Source organism: Pantoea pleuroti (assembly GCF_014156615.1).
Taxonomy (GTDB): Bacteria; Pseudomonadota; Gammaproteobacteria; order Enterobacterales; family Enterobacteriaceae; genus Pantoea; species Pantoea agglomerans.
This window is the reverse complement of sequence record NZ_SBFD01000003.1, coordinates 438567-456489: the sequence shown is the minus strand read 5'-3', so window position 1 is coordinate 456489 and position 17923 is coordinate 438567. Positions and strand designations below refer to the sequence as shown.

The window sequence follows — 17923 nt, the reverse complement described above, 5'->3', positions numbered from 1 at the left end:
ATTCTGCAAGTTTCTTTTTCAGACGAACATAATTTATGCGAATTCTGGCTTAATATGTGAGTCGTTATTTATCTTAATGCTTCATAAGTGTGTTTAAGACTGTATGATTGGATTAATTATCATAATTTGAGAGAAATTATTACGGCTTAATAAAACACGAAGGTGCCAGTTTTAATAGACACCCTAAATAAATAATAAGCTTCAGATCGTGCTAAAACATCCAGTGTTCTTGAGACATTACTGTTCTTTGTTACCTTTAATATCCCACCCTGACTGAGTTTCCGCACCTTTGCCGCCACTCGCTGACTGTTCCCAATACTGTGTTTTAACTTTTGATGCCTGAAACTGATATGAAACTCCGATCAGATCACGATTTGTAGTGCCATTGAAAACCACATTGGTGATAAGAACGTCTTCAAGCGTAATGCGGCAATACTCGATTTGGCTCCCTCCTGCCTTACATACCGAAAGCTCCACCTTGCCAATATGCTTGCCGTTGGAGACGTAACGCATGATTGCTGGAGTAGCTTTGTCTATAAGCGCCTGAACAGTCAGATCACGATACTGAACCTTTCCTGCGCCACAGCCCCCACCAACCGTCATGTTCCCTGGCTGGTTTGCACCCCAGGTGAATGATTCAATGCTGATGCAGCCTTTATGATTACTGTCCTGAGATTCGCCCGTAATGCCATCGATTTTTAAGAAGATATCTGTACTAATTGCTGGTCCGTTTGCTTTCCCTCAGAAGAGGGATCTGATTAAATAAAATTAATAATACGTATAGTGACATAAAGGTACAGTCATGGACTACTGGAAACCAGGCCGATTTAAGGATTACTTTCTGACAATGGCTAGTGCTGAGGCTAATCAGCTGCTTATTAAGTCAAGTCACCTCTCTTTAATTCACTTGTATGATGGTTACAACAGGGTTCAGTTTCAGGACGAAGTAAAGATTTTCATTAACGCTCAAATGGATACTATTCGATCAGGTGCCAGCGATGATGAATGCCAGCGATGTATACAAAATCTGAAAGAAGAACATCGTAATCTCATAAGACAAGATCAACTTCTTTGGACAGGTCAGGCGGCATTGCATGCTTTAGTACAGTTCGTTCAGCAAGGTGATATATGGGGATATGTTATCAATGGTGCAGGTGTAGTACTGAATGGATTACAGGTAGTGGCTGGGTTTGGAGTCATGGCCGCTTCAGCTGCAACCGGAAATATAATAGGGGTTGGGTTTGGTGCAATGCTCACACTTCATGGTGTGAATGGGGTCCAGGAGAGCGTGATGAATGCTATTACAGGAAAAAATGACGCCCAGGGTTTCTTAAAGGACGGCTATATTGGAGTAGCTAAGTTTTTAGGCTTCGATCAAAAAACAGGTGAAATTGCTTACAGCAGTATGGATCTTGCTCTCTCTGCCTACGGCATGTTTAGGCTGATAAGAAAACCCGAAACATTTCGTCTCTTTTACTACATAAACTCCGATTTTATTCGGGGTATCAAAGATATGAGCCGTTTTGAATTAGGAGTTGAAATATATAACGGCTATTCTGCTCTCAAATCGATATACGATAATAAAAAATAAGTCACTTTTTTCTTGTATATAGGAATGATTTGTAGCCTAACTTCATCGGTGTAAAAATGTAAAAAATTGGAGCTATGATTAGCATTGTGATTGAGTATGAGGTAATAGCGAGGCTATCCTTGTACATAAGCGTGTATATCCAAACAATAGCAAGAATGATTACAAGGAGCATTGAAGCAATAAAGCGTAGGCTAAGCTCTTTGAGTAAAGCTGGGTAAGTTGTTCCACTTTTTTCGGCTTGCATTCTTAAAGCAGAAATATCTTTCGCATTGAAACCGTTTTCAGCGAGACTTCTTTCAATTTCAAAAATGTTCATATTGTCACCAGGGCTGTAGGTCTGAATAGATCATAACTTATATCGCCAGGAAGTTGCCAGAAAAATTATATTGTCTTTCAATAAGGAGGTAAAAATGTTAGAGGACTCAAAATTAATTTATCCACATCTTTCTATTATGCGTTATTCCCCAGCGTGGATTGATGAGAGCAAAACTACTGAATTAGCTTTGAAATGGCAGAGTTCACTAGTCTCTTTTTTTATAACTCAACCTCACCGAAAACAAGAGGCTTTTTTGATCGGAAGCGGCTTTATCTATCTATTGAGCGACCATATGCCTTGTATTGTTAGTGCTTCCCATGTAATTAAAGAGATGCAAAAAAGTGAATCACCATTCATATCTATTGACGGAAATGAATTTAAGTTCGAGCATCTGGACATTTTTTTTAATGATGAACAAGATTACGCTATCATTCCTATGCCTGAAAAAATCATGAAAGCAATACCAAACAGCATTCTTTTTGATACTAAAATTGATAATGAATATTTTGATAAAACATCTTCATTTGTGATTATGGGATATCCGTCAAAAGTTAACAAGTTGCATAAAATGTACCCTGAGAAAAGTTTGTCGCCTTTTAATATTAATTTCCACAACTTTTTTTATGAAAGGAAAACCGAAGATATTTATTTCCATTTCATTGCTGAGGGTAAAGAAAAAAATATCTGTTTTGAGGATGCAAGTACTAATAAAAATGTTACTTCGCTTGCAGGCATGAGTGGGAGCGTAATTGCTCAGCTGATAATTAGTAAATTGAACGGGGGGAGTTTCTTTAAAAGCCATTGGTATATTCAAAGAGCACCGCCCTAAAAGAGGTAATTTTCTGGTAGGTTCTACCTTTATCGATTTTGCGGATGAGGTTAATTCATGCTTAAATAATGATGAGAATCAGCCTTCGCATTTCTTACCTTTAACTCAGTGAGTGGCATAGTAAAAATCCCCGGCTGATGGAATCTGCATTATCGAACCAAACATCTCAACAATTGTACCAACATGACACTGTTGATTTTGTGAGTCTGCTGGAGACGCAGGTGGACTGTGTGATTGAGTTAAATGACTGAACAGAATGGATAAAGTAGACTTTGAGATACGTTGCGAGACTAGCATATGGTGTCCCCTGCAGGAATCGAACTTACAGTTAAGTGACTTATTTTAAGCGAAAAATATGATTTAGAATCATTTGTACCAACAAAGATACCAACAAAAGCTTCTTTCTTCAAAACAGCTTTATGACGTTGATTGAACAGTGTTGATTATACTCTTTTCATGGAGAAATCGTGAAGGAGTTAGCTTTGAAAAACTGGTCAACAGAAGATACCAAAGCAGTCAAATCCTGGCTGAACATTTCTAGCTATAGAAAGTTCGAAGAGACCACGCTTAACTGTCTCTATCATGAGCTGTGGGCAAGGGCCTTACTCTTTAAACCCTGGCCCACAGAAGAAGAAAAGATCGGCCTCGGTGGGTATATGAGACAGATCTTCAATGGGAAGCCTTTCCTCTTCGATCCCGAACAGCTTAACTACATGCAAGATGATCAAACTCTTCAAAGCCCACCGCATATCTTCATCACAGACATAAGCCGACTTGCTCAACTTAGTGTAACGGGTCTCCGGGTCAATCTGTTCTCCTGGGAGCAAGGTAGTGACGAGTACTGCGTAAACCTTCCCCACCATGAAGCCTATGTATCTACGGTTATGTCAGCGGTATGTGAGAGAACCGTCCTTTTAGAAATAGACCTTGCCAGTGGTACAGACGATGAGATTGCAGAGTCTATCAAGTCAGCTCTTCCGCAATGGAGACGCGTGAAGGGGATTGAAGCTGACGAGTCAGGGGCTGTGCGCTTCGGCTACGGCACAATCAAGAAGATTATCTCTTATCGTCTCATCGCAATGCTCGATGTTCTTTTATGGGCAAAGATGTATGAGCTGCGCGTTTCAGACGAGCGGCTTTCCAGACTGCTGTACACAGATGAAGACGACGAGGCAGTTATCCGTCTTAATTACCATATCAAAGACGCCGATAGACCACTGGCTATGAAAGCAGCAACCATTGATTTCGTTCGCCAATTCAATTTCTTCATAAATCGAAACCCCCACCTTAAAAATATGAGAGTTTCAGACGTCATGAAACTCTCGGATTCCAACTGACCCAGCCTCCAGTGGCTCCGTTGTCACGAGCCACACTCACCCTCCTAATCTTCCACCTGGTAATGTAGCTCTCATCGAAACAGAAGAGAGAGCGACAGCATGAACATTTCAAATATAAAACTCATTCGCTTAAGTGCGGTAATAAATAAAACAGGATATAGCAAGTCATGGATTTATAAGCTTATTAGGAACAAGCAATTTCCTCAACCTATCAAGATTGGCTCTCGTGCGGTGGCGTTTATTGAGGGTGAGATTGATGAATGGATTGAGATGTTAATTTCTAAATCACGAAACGAAACCATTTAAGAGGGGTTTAATATGAAACTGAACGATTTTATTAGTACTAATAAATATTTTAAGTCTATGAAAAAAGAATCATTTGATAAAAGATTCGACCATGATGCAGTTACAGCCATGTGTAATGATGAATTTTCTAAAAGCATTGCTTTCTGGTTAGGGGAATATCTCTCAGGAAATATAAAGAGTGCAGTATCTACTATTTTTGAATTTGAGTTTAAATTACAGTACGCAGTCTTTTCAATATGGATGACTTTGTTTAAGCAGAAAGAAGATGTTGAGAATCTGGCCAAAATGATCCTTTTGTTTAAATCTGAGCATGAATTCAAGGATTTTAAGCTGTAATATTATTTTAAATAAATCGTATTTTTATATGGTTAATTTAACAGTGATAGGAATGGGGCCATGTATCATATGCATGGCCCTTCATATAAATGAATTACAACCTATCTTGCTTTTTTATGGTTTCTGCTAGTTGTTCAATATTGGAACCCAATAGTTGCTGTTCATTTTTAATCCTTTGGGTTAAATGTTCGCTTCTAAGATCGGCAACACGTGATTGAATAGACTGAAAGTTTTCAAATTTTGGTTCTCCGTCGAGAGTGGATTTTTGATCAAAGCCATAGCTAATGAGCTGAGATATTGAATGTTTATCATCAAGATTATTATCGATTTTGTAGTCTAATAAATATTGGAAGAAGTCAAGGAACTCCCTTGCTGATAACTCCAATAGGTAGCGTTCGTAGAACTCGAAGGAAGATGATTCATATAATTCTTGCAAGATTTCATTTTCATTTTCAAGAAAGTATATCCACATAATTTCCAGGTTGTTTTTAATATCGATCATAGACTCTCCTTAGTTTTTATTTCTATATAAGCATTTTTTAAAATTAAAGCAACTATTGACTAATTAAAAAGTTGTGTTATTTAAAGTGAATGCTGTGAAAGTTGTCGATAAAAATGGAAAGAATTAAGCGTAAAAATAAGATAAAATTTGCAAAATTCTTTACGGTAATAATGCGAAGTCAGTTATATCAAGCTACGCAGAGTGTTTTTAAGGTATCAGGTAAATAGAATCCTCCTTATATATACCTTATTAACATTTGGAAAGAATATTTAGTGCCATCCTTTATTGACAGTTATTAAGCGGTATATTAATAAAATATTTTTGCAAAATTATTATAGGTCATTGTTTTTGAATATTTAACCTATACCTGTTTCGCAAAGAATTTAACTGAAAAAAAAGGAGATTTTATGGAAAGATTTGGTATTAAAACGTTTAAAATGAAAAATGGTGAGCGCTATTGCATTATAAAAAACAAGAAAACAGGCATTCCGGTATTTTATCCATGTTTATTTATTACTACACAACTGAGAAATAGTAATGAATCGATAAAAACAATTGAGACTCAGGCAGGGTGTATCACACTTTTTTATCGATTTCTTTTTATACGCAACATAGACATTGAAGAGCGAATTCAAACAGCCAGATTTCTGGATAATAATGAAATTGATCTTCTGCGGGATTTTGTCGGGAAGAGGATGAGAACTGCGAAAGTGATTAATATCAAAGATCATCATCCTGGAGTATGCAGTGCGACAAAGTACATACGGCTTACGACAATAGCAAAATATCTCGAATGGTTGTGTCAGCTAACTATCAAAAATATAGATGATGGCTACATGAAAATTTCCTACTTCGTGAAAAAAATAAAAGCCAGAAGGCCGAAGATAAAATACAGGAATTCAGAAGGCAACGTCTATAAAACAATCGAAGAAGAAGACCTGGAAATCCTTCTTTCAGTTATTGATCCTCAATGTGAATTGAATCCATTCGACAAAAAAGTTCGCCATAGAAATCAGCTTATAGTCATAATATTACATTCATTAGGGATAAGGTGTGGAGAGTTATTGAACCTGAGAGTTGAAGATATTGATTTTGCAGCGCAAATGCTTTTCATAAGACGAAGGGCTGACAGTATTGAGGACACAAGAGTCAATCAGCCCCTCGTAAAAACGCTTGAAAGAAATTTACCTATGTCTGACGAACTTACCAGACTTCTCCATTCATATATTACAGGCGAAAGAAAAGCCAATATCAGAAAGAAAAAGCACGGATACCTTTTTATTACTCACAAAGAAGGAGAGACACGTGGCGATCCTCTGTCCGTTCCTTCTTACCATAAGATCATTTATAGACTGAGAAGCATTGACTCAGGTTTAAGCCAGTTGACTGGACATAAGTTCAGACACACATGGAACTATCTATTTTCGAAACTGATGGATGAAAGCACCGACTATGTGAGTGAAGAGATGCAAGAGAAAATGCGTTCCAGCCATATGGGTTGGGAGCCGGGTTCTGGAACAGCACAAACCTACAACAGACGATTTATTGTTAAGGAATCAGTAAAAGCAGCCTTGCAACTTCAGGATAATATTTTTAAAAAGCGCAGCGGGGTATCTTATGAATAAATTAAAGGTTCTGAACGCGCATAAAGATATCTTTCATGCAAAAAACGAAGGCTACAGATTCGGATTGGATGATGAATTCTGGGAGTTAAGTAGAAATATAAAATTGAATGTGGGTGAGGTCACTGAAAGGTTGTCAGATAACCTCAGGTACGGTTATGTGAACACACTTAAATATTTCGCAGAAGAAATCAGCCCCGGATCTGTTAAGCAAATTAACAGAGTTTTCATGAAATTCATTTCGTTTATGAGTTTTGATTCAATTGACGAAGCTGTAATGCTAACAACAAAGTCCAGTAATAAGTTCTCGAATCAGGATTTCATTTGTCTCAGGATCCTAATCAAAAAATGGTATGAATTAGGTTTTGACGGGGTTACCCAAAACTGTGTAGACCTCGTTGATAACTGGACGATAAAAGACAATAAAAAGGGTGAGGTTGTTAAAAGACGAGACCCTTATCAGGGCCCTCTGACAGACATGGAGTTTGATAACTTTTACGATGCTGTCTCACGTGCGTACCAGAAGGGTACGATATCCTATTCTGATCTGGCAATGGCCTTAATCACCATTCATACGGGAAGAAGAAGTCTACAAATCACACAGATAAAAACGAAAGACATCATAAACGAAAGAACTATAAACGAATGCTATATAAATATCCCCAGAATAAAACAAGGTGAAAAGTATAGAGCCTCATTCAGGCGATTCAGGATTACACATGAATTATTCAATATTTTTAAAGAACAGGCACGTATTGTCTCTGAGAGTTTTAGCAAGCAGATCGGCAGAAAACTCTCTGAGAAAGAGATGTTGGAACTACCATTGTTTGTCTGTAAGGAAAGGCTTGAGGGGGTTGTTGAGTGTGAGAATTTACATGAGCTGCTTTCTTCAGACAGACTTCATGCCTATGCGATAAAGTGTACTCAAACGCTCAAAAGAATAGCTACAACAGAGGACGTGATCTCGGAAAGGACGGGTGAAGTAATAAATATGAATGCCAGGCGGTTTCGCTATACGTTAGGTACCCGGCTTGCCAGAGAGGGTTATGGAGAAGTCGTTATAGGCGAATTACTTGATCATTCCACTTTAATGTATACAGGCGTTTATGTTCAGTCAGGTCCAGATAGTTTAAATAAAATCGAAGATGCCGTCTCCGCTGAGCTTGGCTACTATGCAAAGATGTTTCAGGGAGTGCTGATTAACAAAAGTGAGGATAAATATCCCGGCGGCAATATCAGAATTAATACTGGTGAAAAGTCAGGGCAATGCGCCAGTTGCAAATCCTGCACAGCATGTGTGCCCATCCCCTGTTACACCTGCATGCATTTCAGACCTTTTGTTGAAGGGCCGCATGAAAAATTACTCGAATATTTACTCGATGAGCGTAACAGGATTCAGTGCATAGTGGCTGATCCTGTGACTATACAAATACTGGACAGAACAATTATTGCAGTATCAGAGGTGATAAATAAGTGTAAAGAATTTAAATCAAACCCGGAGGTGTCAAATGGATAATATCAAAAATGATAAAGTTAGAGTTCTCGAAACGTGCAGGGAAAAATATTGCGCGCAGAAAATAGATGATTTTGTGAGCTACTGTCGGATCACTCTCAATAAAAACGACCTTGTGAGCTGGGAGGAGGTTAACTGGCCAAAAGTTTTCCTTTTCACTAAAACCCCTGTCAAAGGCGCTAAAAAAAGTTCTGTTATTGTAAATGAGCCATTAGACAGGAATTTTATTGAGTTCGCTAAAAGCTATGTCCTTTACCACTACATGAATGGGGGCAAGAAAATCAATCAGCGTCTTAATATCGTTTTCAGGACACTTGAGGCAGCCCTCTTGCAGGTCAATGGGCGGAGTCATATTCAGTACGTTAACCTCACTGTTCTGGATCAGTGCGTTGTCACCTTAAAAAGCGCATACACCAAAGCAGTAGCGCATGCCTGCGGCAAGGTACTTGAAGGACTGGTTTTATTTCTCAGAGAAAAAGAATTCCTGATCATGCAGTCACTGCTCTGGAAGAGCCCAATCAGAGCGCAGGAAGCAAGCAACAGGCTCACTAAAACTGCTCAAGAGGCCCGTGAGGCAAAGTTACCTGACGAAGAGTCGTTGAATGCTATCGCTGAAATCTTCGCACTTCCAGATGATCAGCTTTCAGAAATGGACTTGTTCATAAGCTCCGTCTTTGCATTGCTCATGTGCGCACCTTCCAGAGTAACCGAAATCCTGACGCTCCCGGCGGATTGTGAAATCCGTGAGGCGGACAGGGAAGGAAAGCTGAGGTACGGGCTGAGATTCTATTCCGTGAAGGGGTTTGGTGGAAATGTGAAATGGATACCTGAAGTCATGGTCCCGGTTGCTGAGATAGCTATCAGGAGGCTGAGGACTCTTTCAGAAAACGCCCGGACATATGCCAGAGAGATTGAGATTTCCGGTAAGGGCCGAGAGCTTTACCCAGACTTCCCCTGGTACGATAAAGAAAAGAACATTCGATACAGCAACGCACTCTGCCTGCTGTTCCGTTATCAACTCAGCACAAGTATAAAAACACAAAGAAGTCTTTTCAGACCAACTGCCACACTTGTCAGCGCCAATCTGGGGAGCACTGAGTATCGCAGGACGCACTGCATTTCTACGATTTTTGACAGGCACGGCTACAAAGGATCAAAAGGGAACAATCTTTCACTCAGAAGTCACCAGGCAAGACACTTACTCAATACAATTGCACAACGTGGTGGCCTTGGCGACTTTGAACTGGCCAAGTGGTCAGGAAGAGTGAGGGAAACACAAAACAGAACCTATAACCACGTCAGCCAGGAAGAGAAGGTTCGGGAGTCAGTTAAGCATAACGTGCAGAATATTGGCATTAAACCAGAAAACACCACCCCACGAGCTATAGCAAACCCTTCATGGCGTATTGATGTTAAAGATACAGGCCATGCAGCCATTCACGTGACAGAGTTCGGCTACTGCACTCATGACTACGTAATCTCTCCATGTACGAAGTTCAGGGACTGTATCAATTGCAGCGATCATACGTGCGTGAAAGGGGACAAAGACTCGCTAGGCAGGCTGGAAGCTACTGCGGCATACACAGAGCAGCTTCTTGAAAAGGCAAAGGTTGATATGGAAGAGGAATACGGGGCTGACAAGTGGGTGGCCTATCACGAAAAAACCCAAGCAAGACTTCTGGATTTGATAGCGTTACTCAAAAGCAAAAATCTTGAGGACGGGGCGCTGGTAAGACTGGAGGGTGATGATTTTACACATATGAAAAATCTCACAGGCGCGAGCAGAAATGAACTGATTGGAAATGAAAGGATTAATCATAATTAAAAGGAGAGTCATATGGCTAAACATCTAGATGATAAAGATATCAGCATAATTAAAAACACAATAGCAGGTTGGGACAGTGAGAAGTCAGGTAAGCTTTCATGGGAATATCTTTGTGACAGGCTTGAACCTCTGATTGGTAAGCGACCAACCCGTCAGTCACTGGGGCTTCACAAAGATATTGTCATGGCTTTCAATATTAAGAAGAAAAATATTAAGTCTGGAAACGATGAAGAAAAACGGCCAGCTAATTTAAAAATGGCCTCACAGCGTATCAGTAATCTCGAATTCAAAAATAAAGTACTGGCAGAAGAGCTCAGGAGTCTGGAAGAGAGGTTTGTTGTATGGCAGTTTAATGCTATTAATCACGGACTCAGTTTTGAACAACTTAATAATGGATTGCCCAGGATAGACAGGGAAACAAATGCTGATTAAATATTTAGTTGCGCAGATATTGCGCAATTAAAATTATATGTTATCTTGTATATACAACCAAGGAGTGGTTGATCAATTTTGCAAGGACGCAATCTATGAAAAATACAGACGCTCTTTCAAGGGAAGAAAAGTTACTTTTGCTTTTACAAATGTTCATTGAGAGATTAAAAAAATCAGGTTTTGCTCAGGACAAGATAATTAGATATATCTGGCTATTCTGTGTCGGCTACTACATTAAGTACTACCTTCCACAATCTAAAACAGATCTTGCAGATCGTTTTACGATAATATCTATGCTTTCAAACGCTCTAAAATCGAGTTCTCCAAGAATCATTCAGCACCTTGGCTATGAACATGAGATCACGTTTTTTTTTCACTTTATGATTCATTATGCCATTGATAATGATGAAGAGGCGGAAAATATTTATCGTGAGGAAAGGGTAAAGTATGAGAAAGCTGTACTCCTAAATCAGGTTGTTGCTGCCAGAAGAAAGAGAAAAAAAAGGAGAATTTAAAAATTAAAAGGGCATTAAAAATTAACACCCCAGGGATATTTACAATCATCAATTTTTTGATTAAATACCAATTATTCTAATGTTATTCGTTTGATTGTTAGCTTTTGCCCAATGAGATAATTCAGAAAGGATTTGTGCGTTAAAATCAGAGTCTGGTTGATGTCCAACAGGATCGTGATCTTCTCCCTGAAAAAGCGATGAAATTAATTTTTGCACTTTAACTTTTAAAATTTCATCTGCAGAAATTCGGGTGAAAGCGGAGTAAGGCTTATCTTTTCCAAGCTCAGCCCCTCCTAAGAAACGTTCAAAATCAGGTATGCTCCAACGATGATAGACGGTATGACCATGGTTTCTGCATTTAACAATCTCTTCTCTAATTACATTATTAATAGTCCACATTCCATTGTTAGAACCATCTTTGCGATAAGGCCAATCAATATCATGAATAATGCCAAAGCTAGTTTTGAAATGGCGTAGCATTTTTATTAATGGAATTAAGACAGCTTTACCACGAGCTCTTATGATACTTACTTTCCCAGACATTTCGTGCTGCGTTTTTACAATAGCTGAAATGAAAGCTGCATGTTCAGTATCGCCCTCAACAATAATAGGATAACTACCAAAGAAAATTTCAGCAAACCCAATATCTGTCAATTGTAAAGCTTGAAGGTTATCTTTTTCAGTTGTTGAGAAATCTGCTTCATCTGCTATATATAATCGTGGAGACAATGACTTTCCATCTGCCGAACGCTGCATACGTGCAATGGTAGTATGATCTTCTAAAGGATTAATAAAATAAGGAGAATGTGTAGTTATTAATACTTGCCAGTCAGAATGTTTACCGAGAGCATAAAGGTGTGCCTGAGCAGCTCTTGCAGCCATTGGATGTAACGCATTTTCAGGTTCGTCCATTAATAGTATATACCCAGGTAATGCGGGGTCCTCAGCGTCCTCAGGAATAGTATCACCATTATTGATAGCTTCAATTTGCTGATTAAGTAGTTTTACAGTTTCGCTTTCTGAATTCTTTTTAAGCTCTTTTTTTAGCTGATCTTTTAAAGGTTTGAGAAGAGCATCTCGTTTCTCTGTTTGACGGCTAATTTCATTGTGTACTTGTAACATTGCCCAAAATAATGCTCTCCTTGCTCCAGTGCCTTGTTGCCCGATTCGAGATTTGCCAGCAGCTTCCTCAACGAGTAATCCTGAACCTTGTTTGAGTAAGTTTTCAATTTTCAGCTCTGGAGGTGTCATTTCGACATGAAGTTGTACCCCTAGACCAGGAAAAATATTTTGAAAACCATGCTGTATTTGTTGAGATATATGAGACAATCTTTGCTGATGCGGACCAGCTAATGCATTTACAGTAGCAGCTAAAGCAGCTTTATCTTTTGATATTTGTGAGTCGCAGTCACTCTCTAATGTTTTAAGCTCTTTAACAAGAGGACTCAAAGCTAACGTTAGCAAAATATCTTCTGTTGTTACAGCATCGTCTAATGATTTAATTCGCATAGGTCTTGGAAGTCGTGACTTAAATACATTATCAGCACCACCAGCTTTACCATCAGCCGCCCAGTCATTTAGTTGAGGATCCCATGTTTTCCTGGTGGATTTACCATCCTCATCCCAGAACCATGAACTCCTGACTATTCTTTTATCATCATCGACTATTTTCCACTTCTCATCTACGTTGCCCATCCCTTCAGGAATATGAACATCAAGTATGACTTCGGATATTTGATCTCCTTTAGACCAATTACACCTGTCACTATTTATATTAAATATATTAGGGTTAAATGCAAGTTCATAAGCTCTCAGTATTGTAGTTTTACCAGAGTTATTTGGCCCAACAAGACAGAGAATATCGTCGAGTTTAACACTAACACCCTCTGGCCCAATACAGCCTATGTTCTTGACGGTGATATTTAATAGCTTAGATCTCATTTCTTCTATCCTTCAAAGTTGATAAATCATATTCTTAATAAGTAAAGCTCTCAATATATACGCAAGAAACATTATGTGACAATTTTTTAGTTAGAACTGTGATAGGAGTAACGTAAATTTCAAACCTGCAATTAATTTATAGGTCCATAGTGCTAGTAGAAGATTGAAAGCAGGTTATAGAAAAGAGAATGAAACGAGGTTATTTATAAATTGATTTAGTATTGCATAAGTCAGTTATTCTTTTAATTTTGATTACTATCGGTTACATTGCTATTATTATGTTTTTGTTAGTTATTTGTTCTGCATGCGGATTGTCTCAACTCCAGTAGATAGTTCTTGATCCTTAATCATAAACAATTTAAAGAAGTTGAAAAAAGGAAAATTACCGATAAAAGATTTAATCTATATTCTCTTTAACATTAGTCGAGGATGAAGTATGGACGTTATTCATAACTATGAAAAATACAGACGCTCTTTCAAAGGATGAAAAGCTACTTTTGCTTTTACAAATGTTCATTGAGAGATTAAAAAAATCAAGTTTTGCATAGGACAAGATAATTCGCTGTATCTGGCTTTTCTGTGTCGGCTACTACATTAAGCACTACCTTCCACAATCTAAAACAGATCTCGCTAATCGTCTTACGATCATATCTGTACTATCAAACGCTTTTAAATCGAGTTCTCCAAGATTCATTCCGCACCTTAGCTATGAGCACGAGATCGCTTTGTTCCTTCGCTTTATTAATTCATTATGCCATTGATAATGAATAAGAGGCTGAGGGAGTGTATCGTGAGTAACGTGCTAAGTATGAAAAATTCTTTCTATTTAAATGTTTCTTTGCACATCTAAAAAAGAAAGGTAAGAGATTTCAGTTGAAGTTTAAATGAAATCTTCTGCGTTAAAAAAGTATCTTTGAGAATGCTATAGACACCAAATTTATTTTTAATATATTAAAAGTTTAATTGTTAAACCAAAAAGGATAAATCTGGCTTTAATAATTAATTTGCAAACTATTAATTTATTATTCGTTCGTTTTTGTTGTTTTTGCATAATATAAAGGAATTGATATTTCAAATCAATTCCTTTTATTGTTGCTGGATTCTATAGTTCATTGAATTCGCAAACGGGAATAACAATTAAACTTGTTTTCTTTAAAAGGTATTTCCTAATAACTGATGACTTACTTCTCATAACATTTTCCCTGGCCTTAGCATTAAGGCTTTTTTTCTTAGGATCGTAAAAATCCATATCTTCAGTAATGAATTTTGCTTCATCCATCTGTTCTGCAAGAGTTACTGCTGTTCTGACATACCATTTATCTCCTGAAGAGGGAAATCCATTGGTTTTTAAAGTTTTTAATATCGTTTCATGATTTTCTATTGGAATGTTCACTACATTACCTGACTCAAGTTCATAGATAAGCCAAGCATTAAACCATTCAGGGCTGACCACATTTCTCCATTCACTTTCAATTTGACTTCCTTCGTCCATGTAAATAGTTTTATTATCGAAATCGAATAATTTAAGTGTTGAGCCAGTTAAGCTGGTTTGATCCTCATTTAATTCAAGTACGGTTTCCTGATAAAACCCTTTAAAAATATTTGCATCGATTACTAAGTTCATTTAATCATTCCTTGATTTTTGATGAGAGCGAATATGACGTGCTTTAGCTAAAGCTTTAGCTTCTTCAAGTCGCTGTGGGAAAAATCCCTCGGGCCATGGATCCTTAAAATTTCCTAACTCGTCTAATTCAAGTTTTATTAATGATTTTTTATCACCAATAAAATGAGAATAATAAATAACAACATCTTCTTCTGGTATTTCTTTAAGTGCAATATATTGTTGCAAGCGAACAATCAAATGTTCGCTGTGAGTTTCAGCGATAACAACCTTATTTTCCTGGTACATATCTAGGAAGAAATTTGCAAGTTCTGCCTGTGCCTTAGGGTGTAAATGTATTTCTGGCTCTTCAACAATAAGTAATCCTCCTTCTTGCATATTATAACCAGCTGTTAAAACAGGTATTATTTGACTGTTTCCGTAACCAACATCTGCATAATTTTCATACTCTTTGGTTATAGGATGCTGTATCTTTATTTCATAATGACGGTCAGATAGGTGGTTGATTTTTAAATCAGATGCGATTCCAGCCTTATTTAACCAATTAGATATTTTATTTATAAGCTTTTTGGATTTTTTTTCTCCTTTTATTTCATCCATTGCTAATATATTTGCTGAATTCTCTCCAGTGATACCAACTTTAGAATGCCTCTCACCAGAATATAAATAGCTTCGCAACGGTGCAGAACGCATAGCGCCCAGATATTCAACACCTGTCAAATCTTTTTGTAAAGTATCAGATATATGAGTTAATGCTCTTGCAGCATGCATCGTATCCTCAAATATCAGTTTATTCAGTTTTTCATTGTTGTATAATTCATACCCAAGAGTTAAGTTGCTGGGTATGAAATTAAAGATCCTAATTTTTTTGGATATAGATGAACGTAATTCAGTAGGGATTGTTATATTATTTAATGTGTTTATAACATAATTTTCACTATCATCAGATCTCGTAATAGTTATAACGTTGTCGTTACCAACGTCTACAACAATTTCGCTTAAAACTATTTCACGAAACTTGGATCTATATTTGTATTTGAACGTGAATTCAAAGTTAGATGTATAATCTAGCTCGGCTTTCTTGAAGATTTTTGAGTAAAAAGCTGATGATTTTTCTCTTTTAACGCTTACTTTTATCTCAATCCCCTTTCTTATACTATTGCCAAATGTGATGTCTTTATAAGTCCCAAAATCCCCTAAATAACCATTAAGCAGAAGCGGGATGTTGTTATCATAACTCTGGAGAGTTTGTGAAAGAATTCTAGGGATAGCCAGTGCAGATGACTTGCCAGAGTTATTTGGTCCGACAATTAATGTTATAGGTTTTATATCCATATTAGTACTTTCAAAAGCTTTGAAATTTTTAGAAGATAAATTTGTTATCATTTAATTTACACCTTTTTGTTTATGGTGGGAAAATAATGTATTTTTATAAGAGTTACTGGTATCTTCAATATTATATTAATACTTTTTTCCATTTGATTAATGGTTTACATTAAGACTTTGAGTTACTTATCCAAATTAGAATTACAATTCTTTGTTAGATTTAATGTCCCAACCTGACTGTGTTTCAGCACCCTTGCCACCGCTTGCAGATTGCTCCCAGTACTGTGTTTTAACTTTTGATGCCTGGAACTGATATGAGACTCCTATCAGGTCACGGTTAGTAGTACCATTAAAAATCACATTGGTGATAAGAACGTCTTCAAGCGTAATGCGGCAATACTCGATTTGACTCCCTCCGGCCTTACATACCGATAGCTCTACCTTACCAATATGCTTGCCGTTAGAGACATAGCGCATTATAGCTGGAGTTGCTTTGTCTATCAGGGCCTGAATCGAGAGATCGCGGTACTGAACTTTTCCAGCACCACCTCCGCCTCCAACTGACATGTTCCCTGGCTGGTTCGCGCCCCATGTGAAAGATTCAATAGCAATCCAGCCCTTATGGTTACTGTCCGGTGATTCACCTGTAATTCCATCAATTTTTAGGAAGAGGTCTGTACTCATGACTGGTCCTTTTTCTTTCCCTGAGAAGGGTAATCTGATTAAATAAACTTAATGATACGTATAATGACATAAAGGCACAGTCATGGACTACTGGAAACCAGATCGATTCAAGGATTACTTTCTGACTATGGCTCATGCTGAGGCAAATCAGCTGCTAAGCAATGCTAATCACCTTTCTCACATCTACCTTAAAGACGGATTTAATAGGTTACAGTTCCAGGATAACGTTAAGGCTTTCGTTAACGCTCAGCTTAACGTTATCCGTTCTGGCTCCACTGATGATCAATGCCAGGAATGCATCCAGAATCTCAAAAAGGAAAATGAGTACCTTACGATTCAGGACAGAATGCTAAGAGCAGGAACAGCTGCGGTTCATGCTTCGGTGCAGTTGGTCAGGAATGGAGATTTTTGGGGCTATGTGATTAATGGCGTTGGGGTAGTGCTGAGCGGTATGCAGGTAATAGCCGGTGTATCAGTGATCGGTGCTTCCCTTGCGTCAGGGACAATCATAGGTTCTGCCTTTGGGGGAATGTTGGTTCTGCATGGACTCAACGGCTTTCAGGAGTCTGTTGAGAACCTGGTGTATGGCAAAACTGATAGTGTTGGGTTACTCAAACAGGGTTATGTAGCAACAGCTGAGTTTTTGGGGTTCGATCAGAGGGTTGGGCAGTTAGCATACAGTTCAATGGACCTGGCACTGTCTCTCTATGGCATCGTGCGTCTGGTACAAAAACCTGAGGCCTGGCGGCTCTACTATTTTCTTAATACCGACTACGTTCGCGGGATTAAGGAAATGAGCAGAAAAGAGCTATTCATTGAAGTCTATAATGACGCTTCAGCCATAAAGTCAATCTCTGACACTTACAAAGAGTGACCATGCTTTTTAATGAATCTGTAGGCTTTAAATGCAGGTTTCAAAGGTACGAATATATATAAAATAACGAAACCTGCTACAAGCGTGATCGAATACGAAACAAGGTTTTCTTGTGTACCACTGCGAATAGTATAAATGAGTCCTGCGAGAAGGATTGCTATTAATATCATTGCAACTATGAATCTTTTCTTTAACTGTGAAAGGAGCCAGGGATAAGGATAACCGTCTTTCTCAGCATGCTGACGTATCACAGAGACTTCTTTTGGCGTAAACCCCTCTTTTACAAGCATTTCTTCGATTTGCATTTTGTTCATAATAAGCGTCATTCATTTGTCTTAAGATAGTCTGATTGT

19 protein-coding genes are annotated in these 17923 nt (G+C 38.0%); 11 read left to right on the top strand and 8 right to left on the bottom strand.

What is annotated here, in order from left to right; all coding sequences use genetic code 11:
• Positions 1-237: 237 nt before the first annotated feature.
• Positions 238-720 carry a type VI secretion system tube protein Hcp gene (locus EPG66_RS09680; protein ID WP_182686742.1) on the bottom strand — a complete coding sequence of 161 codons (483 nt, stop codon included), beginning with the start codon at positions 718-720 and terminating at the stop codon, positions 238-240.
• 82 nt (positions 721-802) lie between these two features.
• Here EPG66_RS09680 and EPG66_RS09675 point away from each other — a divergent pair, with 82 nt between their 5' ends.
• On the top strand, positions 803-1591 hold the full coding sequence (locus tag EPG66_RS09675) for a DUF4225 domain-containing protein (protein WP_182686652.1): 789 nt from the start codon (positions 803-805) through the stop codon (positions 1589-1591).
• Between the two features lies 1 nt (position 1592).
• Here EPG66_RS09675 and EPG66_RS09670 read toward each other — a convergent pair whose 3' ends face one another.
• On the bottom strand, positions 1593-1907 hold the full coding sequence (locus tag EPG66_RS09670) for a hypothetical protein (protein WP_069025246.1): 315 nt from the start codon (positions 1905-1907) through the stop codon (positions 1593-1595).
• A gap of 94 nt (positions 1908-2001) precedes the next feature.
• Between EPG66_RS09670 and EPG66_RS09665 the strand changes: the two genes are divergently transcribed.
• The 4 genes from EPG66_RS09665 (at position 2002) to EPG66_RS09650 (ending at position 4715) form a co-directional block, all read left to right on the top strand.
• Positions 2002-2736: a serine protease gene (locus EPG66_RS09665; RefSeq protein ID WP_182686650.1), complete on the top strand. Its 735-nt coding sequence runs from the start codon at positions 2002-2004 to the stop codon at positions 2734-2736.
• Between the two features lie 482 nt (positions 2737-3218).
• Entirely contained in the window at positions 3219-4073 is an 855-nt protein-coding gene (locus EPG66_RS09660) for a DUF6387 family protein (protein WP_109651108.1), read from the top strand.
• A 99-nt stretch (positions 4074-4172) separates the two neighbouring features.
• On the top strand, positions 4173-4379 hold the full coding sequence (locus EPG66_RS09655; RefSeq protein WP_050679705.1) for a helix-turn-helix transcriptional regulator: 207 nt from the start codon (positions 4173-4175) through the stop codon (positions 4377-4379).
• A gap of 12 nt (positions 4380-4391) precedes the next feature.
• Positions 4392-4715 (top strand): hypothetical protein, encoded by a 324-nt coding sequence (locus EPG66_RS09650; RefSeq protein ID WP_109650923.1) that lies wholly within the window; start codon positions 4392-4394, stop codon positions 4713-4715.
• A gap of 94 nt (positions 4716-4809) precedes the next feature.
• On the opposite strand, the gene EPG66_RS09645 is transcribed toward EPG66_RS09650, so the two are convergent.
• Complete coding sequence (locus tag EPG66_RS09645; protein WP_182686648.1) at positions 4810-5217, bottom strand: hypothetical protein; 408 nt, start codon at positions 5215-5217, stop codon at positions 4810-4812.
• A gap of 407 nt (positions 5218-5624) precedes the next feature.
• Between EPG66_RS09645 and EPG66_RS09640 the strand changes: the two genes are divergently transcribed.
• The 5 genes from EPG66_RS09640 (at position 5625) to EPG66_RS09620 (ending at position 11124) form a co-directional block, all read left to right on the top strand.
• A complete protein-coding gene (locus EPG66_RS09640) occupies positions 5625-6842 on the top strand; it encodes a tyrosine-type recombinase/integrase (protein ID WP_182686646.1) in 1218 nt (405 codons plus the stop codon).
• Positions 6835-8355: a site-specific integrase gene (locus EPG66_RS09635; protein ID WP_182686644.1), complete on the top strand. Its 1521-nt coding sequence runs from the start codon at positions 6835-6837 to the stop codon at positions 8353-8355. Before EPG66_RS09640 ends, EPG66_RS09635 begins: the two co-directional genes overlap by 8 nt.
• Positions 8348-10177 carry a hypothetical protein gene (locus EPG66_RS09630; protein ID WP_182686642.1) on the top strand — a complete coding sequence of 610 codons (1830 nt, stop codon included), beginning with the start codon at positions 8348-8350 and terminating at the stop codon, positions 10175-10177. Before EPG66_RS09635 ends, EPG66_RS09630 begins: the two co-directional genes overlap by 8 nt.
• A 12-nt stretch (positions 10178-10189) precedes the next feature.
• Positions 10190-10609 carry a hypothetical protein gene (locus EPG66_RS09625; RefSeq protein ID WP_143991729.1) on the top strand — a complete coding sequence of 140 codons (420 nt, stop codon included), beginning with the start codon at positions 10190-10192 and terminating at the stop codon, positions 10607-10609.
• A 95-nt stretch (positions 10610-10704) separates the two neighbouring features.
• Positions 10705-11124 (top strand): hypothetical protein, encoded by a 420-nt coding sequence (locus EPG66_RS09620; RefSeq protein WP_182686641.1) that lies wholly within the window; start codon positions 10705-10707, stop codon positions 11122-11124.
• Between the two features lie 60 nt (positions 11125-11184).
• On the opposite strand, the gene EPG66_RS09615 is transcribed toward EPG66_RS09620, so the two are convergent.
• The 4 genes from EPG66_RS09615 to EPG66_RS09600 all read right to left on the bottom strand — a co-directional run bounded on the left by EPG66_RS09615 (position 11185) and on the right by EPG66_RS09600 (position 16696).
• Entirely contained in the window at positions 11185-13065 is a 1881-nt protein-coding gene (locus EPG66_RS09615) for an ATP-dependent nuclease (RefSeq protein WP_143990450.1), read from the bottom strand.
• A gap of 1102 nt (positions 13066-14167) precedes the next feature.
• Positions 14168-14689 (bottom strand): hypothetical protein, encoded by a 522-nt coding sequence (locus EPG66_RS09610; RefSeq protein WP_143990449.1) that lies wholly within the window; start codon positions 14687-14689, stop codon positions 14168-14170.
• Positions 14690-16072: an AAA family ATPase gene (locus EPG66_RS09605; protein WP_182686639.1), complete on the bottom strand. Its 1383-nt coding sequence runs from the start codon at positions 16070-16072 to the stop codon at positions 14690-14692.
• 141 nt (positions 16073-16213) lie between these two features.
• Positions 16214-16696, bottom strand: coding sequence for an Hcp family type VI secretion system effector (locus tag EPG66_RS09600; protein WP_143990447.1), 483 nt, complete (start codon positions 16694-16696; stop codon positions 16214-16216).
• An 82-nt stretch (positions 16697-16778) separates the two neighbouring features.
• On the opposite strand from EPG66_RS09600, the gene EPG66_RS09595 reads away from it, so the two are divergent.
• On the top strand, positions 16779-17570 hold the full coding sequence (locus tag EPG66_RS09595; protein WP_143990446.1) for a DUF4225 domain-containing protein: 792 nt from the start codon (positions 16779-16781) through the stop codon (positions 17568-17570).
• Here the strand turns inward: EPG66_RS09595 and EPG66_RS09590 are convergent.
• Positions 17558-17884, bottom strand: a complete 327-nt coding sequence (locus EPG66_RS09590) for a hypothetical protein (RefSeq protein WP_143990445.1) — start codon at positions 17882-17884, stop codon at positions 17558-17560. The two genes, EPG66_RS09595 and EPG66_RS09590, sit on opposite strands and share 13 nt — an antisense overlap.
• Positions 17885-17923: the final 39 nt, after the last annotated feature.